The 4,743-nt window shown below is 49.1% G+C and carries 6 protein-coding genes; 3 read left to right on the forward strand and 3 right to left on the reverse strand.

The window, feature by feature from the left end; all coding sequences use genetic code 11:
• The first annotated feature begins 1 nt into the window (after position 1).
• Positions 2 to 1,543, forward strand: coding sequence for a membrane-bound lytic murein transglycosylase MltF (mltF, locus tag E0D98_RS21415; RefSeq protein WP_054577467.1), 1,542 nt, complete (start codon positions 2 to 4; stop codon positions 1,541 to 1,543).
• Here the strand turns inward: mltF and tadA are convergent.
• Positions 1,540 to 2,043 (reverse strand): tRNA adenosine(34) deaminase TadA, encoded by a 504-nt coding sequence (gene tadA, locus E0D98_RS21420; RefSeq protein ID WP_001299509.1) that lies wholly within the window; start codon positions 2,041 to 2,043, stop codon positions 1,540 to 1,542. The genes mltF and tadA overlap by 4 nt on opposite strands.
• Positions 2,044 to 2,100: 57 nt before the next feature.
• A complete protein-coding gene (gene yfhb, locus E0D98_RS21425; protein WP_000190655.1) occupies positions 2,101 to 2,736 on the reverse strand; it encodes a phosphatidylglycerophosphatase C in 636 nt (211 codons plus the stop codon).
• 208 nt (positions 2,737 to 2,944) lie between these two features.
• Here yfhb and E0D98_RS21430 point away from each other — a divergent pair, with 208 nt between their 5' ends.
• The gene (locus tag E0D98_RS21430; protein ID WP_001013780.1) at positions 2,945 to 3,793 is read left to right on the forward strand and encodes a MurR/RpiR family transcriptional regulator; all 849 of its coding nucleotides are present in this window, start codon (positions 2,945 to 2,947) and stop codon (positions 3,791 to 3,793) included.
• A gap of 55 nt (positions 3,794 to 3,848) precedes the next feature.
• Positions 3,849 to 4,109, forward strand: a complete 261-nt coding sequence (yfhL, locus tag E0D98_RS21435; protein ID WP_001196283.1) for a 4Fe-4S dicluster ferredoxin YfhL — start codon at positions 3,849 to 3,851, stop codon at positions 4,107 to 4,109.
• A 193-nt stretch (positions 4,110 to 4,302) separates the two neighbouring features.
• Here yfhL and shoB read toward each other — a convergent pair whose 3' ends face one another.
• Positions 4,303 to 4,383 carry a type I toxin-antitoxin system toxin ShoB gene (gene shoB / locus E0D98_RS21440; protein ID WP_000128776.1) on the reverse strand — a complete coding sequence of 27 codons (81 nt, stop codon included), beginning with the start codon at positions 4,381 to 4,383 and terminating at the stop codon, positions 4,303 to 4,305.
• Positions 4,384 to 4,743: the final 360 nt, after the last annotated feature.

A 4,743-nucleotide genomic window follows, 5' to 3' on the forward strand; every position in this document is an offset into this window, starting at 1 on the left:
GATTAATTATCTGTTCATCGGCATTCTGGCACTGCTGCTCGCGGTCGCTCTCTGGCCATCCATTCCCTGGTTTGGTAAAGCCGACAACCGTATCGCCGCCATTCAAGCGCGGGGAGAGTTGCGTGTGAGCACCATTCATACTCCCCTGACTTATAACGAAATCAACGGGAAACCTTTTGGCCTGGATTACGAACTGGCGAAACAGTTTGCCGATTACCTCGGTGTAAAACTGAAAGTGACCGTGCGGCAGAATATCAGCCAGCTGTTTGACGACCTCGATAATGGTAACGCCGACCTGCTGGCGGCAGGACTGGTCTATAACAGTGAGCGGGTAAAAAATTATCAGCCTGGCCCTACCTATTATTCCGTGTCACAACAACTGGTTTATAAAGTGGGTCAGTATCGCCCGCGCACACTGGGCAACCTGACGGCGGAGCAACTCACCGTTGCACCGGGTCACGTGGTGGTTAACGATCTCCAAACCCTGAAAGACACAAAATTCCCGGAATTAAGCTGGAAGGTAGACGACAAAAAAGGCTCTGCGGAATTAATGGAAGATGTCATCGAAGGAAAACTCGATTACACCATTGCTGATTCTGTCGCCATCAGCCTGTTTCAGCGCGTTCACCCGGAGCTCGCCGTAGCGCTAGATATCACCGATGAACAACCGGTGACCTGGTTTAGCCCGTTAGATGGCGATAATACCCTTTCCGCCGCCCTGCTCGACTTCTTCAACGAAATGAATGAAGACGGTACGCTGGCACGCATTGAAGAGAAATACCTGGGGCATGGCGATGATTTTGATTACGTCGATACGCGCACATTTTTACGCGCCGTCGATGCGGTACTGCCGCAGTTAAAGCCCCTGTTTGAGAAATACGCCGAAGAAATTGACTGGCGTTTGCTGGCCGCTATTGCTTATCAGGAATCGCACTGGGATGCACAGGCCACTTCACCGACGGGTGTGCGCGGCATGATGATGTTAACCAAAAATACCGCGCAAAGCCTCGGCATTACGGATCGTACCGATGCCGAACAGAGCATCAGCGGTGGCGTGCGTTATTTGCAGGATATGATGAGTAAAGTGCCGGAAAGTGTGCCGGAGAACGAGCGGATCTGGTTTGCCCTCGCTGCGTACAATATGGGCTATGCGCATATGCTGGATGCCCGCGCCCTGACGGCAAAAACCAAAGGGAATCCTGACAGTTGGGCTGACGTAAAACAGCGTCTGCCTTTACTTAGCCAGAAACCCTATTACAGCAAGCTGACTTACGGCTACGCTCGTGGACATGAAGCCTACGCTTATGTCGAAAATATTCGTAAGTATCAGATTAGCTTGGTGGGTTATCTGCAAGAGAAAGAGAAGCAGGCTACAGAAGCGGCGATGCAACTGGCGCAGGATTATCCGGCGGTATCGCCTACGGAGTTGGGCAAAGAGAAATTTCCTTTTCTCTCGTTTCTTTCCCAGTCGTCATCAAACTATTTGACCCATTCTCCCTCTCTGCTGTTTTCCAGGAAAGGGAGTGAAGAGAAACAAAATTAATCCGTCGAGGATTGCGCTTTTTTCTGCGCTTTAATTTCCTGGCGGCGCATGCGAAAGAAGTCACTGAGCAACGCTGCGCACTCATCCGCCAGTATTCCTTCCGTAATTTCCACTCGGTGATTCATACCCGGATGATGCAGCACATCCATTAAAGATCCCGCAGCGCCAGTTTTCGCGTCATGCGCACCAAAGACCACGCGACCAATGCGACTGTGGATCATCGCTCCGGCACACATTACACATGGTTCAAGCGTGACATACAACGTGGCGTCGATCAGACGATAATTTTGCATCACCAGACCACCCTGCCGCAGGGCCATGATTTCTGCATGTGCGGTGGGATCATGGCGACCAATCGGGCGGTTCCAGCCTTCGCCGATTACCCGATTGTTATGCACTAATACCGCGCCGACCGGCACTTCCCGCTCATCCCAGGCACGTTTCGCCAGCGTCAGCGCGTGACGCATCCAGTATTCGTGGCTAAATTCGACTTCAGACAAAAAGAAAACTCCGGTTATAAAAGCGCGGCGCATTATACACGGACGCTATGCTTTACTCTATTCCAGTTGCTGGAGTTCACCGCGCGGGGTTACTCGCCAACGATGCTGACAGAAATAAAGCAGCGGATTGTCCTGATTACTGTCGCTATAGCCACTGTACAGCCGCAGCGGAGTGCCGATTTTGCGCTCCAGTTGTGCGACCTTTTCATGTCCCAGACAACGCATCGTCAATACCCAACCACCATAGCCACGCTGAATTTGGCTGGCGATAAGATTAACCCGCGGCAGCCAGGGCGTATCGAAATAAACCGCTTCAACCAGCGGCTGCGGAGAGCCGGTAATCAACCAGATATCAGCATCGGAACTTAACAGGTAGGTGGTTAATCGCTCCTGAACCAGCGGAAAGGCGGTAACATTGTCGCGAAACCAGCGCACGAAATCGGCCTGCAACGTCTGTAAACGTGCTTCGCTGTGACCAAAAGTGCACCCCCACAGAAGCAGACTCATCGGCCAGCGTGCCGCACGACCTTTTATCAATAACGCAATGGCTATAATCGGTAACAACGGCAGGACAAGTAACGCATTCAGCGGTTGGCGACGCAGTAAATAGCGCAGAAAACTGCCGAACATATCCTGCTGATGCAATGTTCCATCTAAGTCAAAAAACACCACACGACGCTCGTGAGTTGCCAAACCATACTCCTCTGGACTGAAACATCCTGATTAATTTTCGCTACTACATAGCCTAACAGATAGATCATCACTTTTCCGGCAACAATCGACCGCATCATGGCTAACTGGAATTTTTAATTCATGGCAATTAGCGGCAATGGAATATAAAATTCACTCGCGTGTGTCTCATATTGCCTGTTGTCGCCACTATTTCATCGCGAGGAAAGATATGAACGGCTTACTTCGTATCCGTCAGCGTTACCAGGGGCTTGCCCAGAGTGATAAAAAACTGGCGGATTATCTGCTGCTACAACCTGATACGGCGCGCCATTTAAGTTCTCAGCAACTGGCCAACGAAGCCGGAGTCAGTCAGTCCAGCGTCGTGAAGTTCGCGCAAAAACTCGGCTATAAAGGTTTTCCGGCGCTTAAGTTGGCGTTGAGTGAAGCGCTGGCAAGCCAGCCGGAATCGCCCTCCGTGCCCATTCATAACCAAATCCGCGGTGATGATCCGTTACGGCTGGTCGGCGAAAAACTGATTAAAGAAAATACTGCCGCTATGTACGCAACGCTAAACGTTAATAGTGAAGAGAAACTGCATGAATGCGTAACAATGTTGCGCTCTGCGCGGCGGATAATTCTGACCGGTATTGGCGCTTCGGGTCTGGTGGCGCAAAACTTTGCCTGGAAGCTGATGAAGATTGGCTTCAATGCTGCCGCAGTGCGCGATATGCATGCGCTACTCGCAACAGTACAGGCGTCGTCCCCTGACGATCTGTTATTAGCCATTTCCTACACCGGTGTACGACGCGAGTTAAACCTGGCGGCAGATGAGATGCTGCGAGTGGGCGGAAAAGTGCTGGCGATTACCGGCTTTACTCCCAATGCCCTGCAACAGCGTGCTTCTCATTGCCTGTATACCATTGCCGAAGAACAAGCGACAAACAGTGCTTCAATCTCTGCTTGTCACGCTCAGGGAATGTTAACGGATTTGCTGTTCATTGCGCTGATTCAGCAGGATCTGGAACTGGCACCAGAACGTATTCGTCAGAGTGAAGCGCTGATGAAAAAACTGGTCTGAGTAAAGAATGCGCGTATAATGCCCGCCCGGTTTGTGTTGTTTTGAGAGTTTCCTTATGGCGTTGTTAATCACTAAAAAATGCATCAATTGTGATATGTGTGAACCCGAATGCCCGAATGAGGCGATTTCAATGGGAGATCATATCTACGAGATTAACAGCGATAAGTGTACCGAATGCGTAGGGCACTACGAGACACCAACCTGCCAGAAGGTGTGCCCGATCCCCAATACTATTGTGAAAGATCCGGCGCATGTCGAGACAGAAGAACAGTTGTGGGATAAATTTGTGCTGATGCACCACGCGGATAAAATTTAATATTCTACTCTGGAAGTAGAGTATTAATTATATTACTGGGAAGCCTTAACGCCATTATATTTATTTAATTGATGACATTAGCATAATCATTCACTAAGTTAATTTATATAGTATCTGCCAAGACACTTATTTATAGTTATTAAAGGCGCGTCCGATTGGTTCACCGGACGCACCTTAAGTACGTTTCCTTGTGTTATAAGAACAGAAGGATCAGCTGTAAAACAGCAATGATGATTTTGATGACCCGTTTAATCAGGTATCGGCAATCAGTCATTCGTTTTTCCTTAAACAAGGAATGCAGCCGTTCAGATTAGCCCTTACATCTCCCCAAAACTGAACGTGCGAGTTATTGAGGGTGCATGCTGCACTCCACACCAGAGCTTTGACGACACCACTCGTTTCAATGGGGGAATTCTGTGGCATGGTGTAAAGCACAGCAAAATCTTCAATAACGAAGCCAATTTTAATGTACTTACGAATTGGCGGTCACGTTAATCTTTCCATCAATATTGCTTTCTTCGTAAAGGCTCGAGTTTTTATGCTAAAGATTGCAAGTTGCTTGTAAAAGATAAGTACACTGATCCATAATCGCTGTTGTTGAGGGTGCATGCTGCACAAAATTAAAGTTAAAAAG

It is taken from the genome of Escherichia sp. KCJ4928 (assembly GCF_004352695.1).
Lineage (GTDB): Bacteria > Pseudomonadota > Gammaproteobacteria > Enterobacterales > Enterobacteriaceae > ECMA0423.

Bases quoted from the DNA above. Each gene is read 5' to 3' on its own strand.
- E0D98_RS21430 (WP_001013780.1), top strand. From the start codon at position 2,945: ATGAACGGCTTACTTCGTATCCGTCAGCGTTACCAGGGGCTTGCCCAG.
- yfhL (WP_001196283.1), top strand. From the start codon at position 3,849: ATGGCGTTGTTAATCACTAAAAAATGCATCAATTGTGATATGTGTGAA.
- shoB (WP_000128776.1), bottom strand. From the start codon at position 4,383: ATGACTGATTGCCGATACCTGATTAAACGGGTCATCAAAATCATCATT.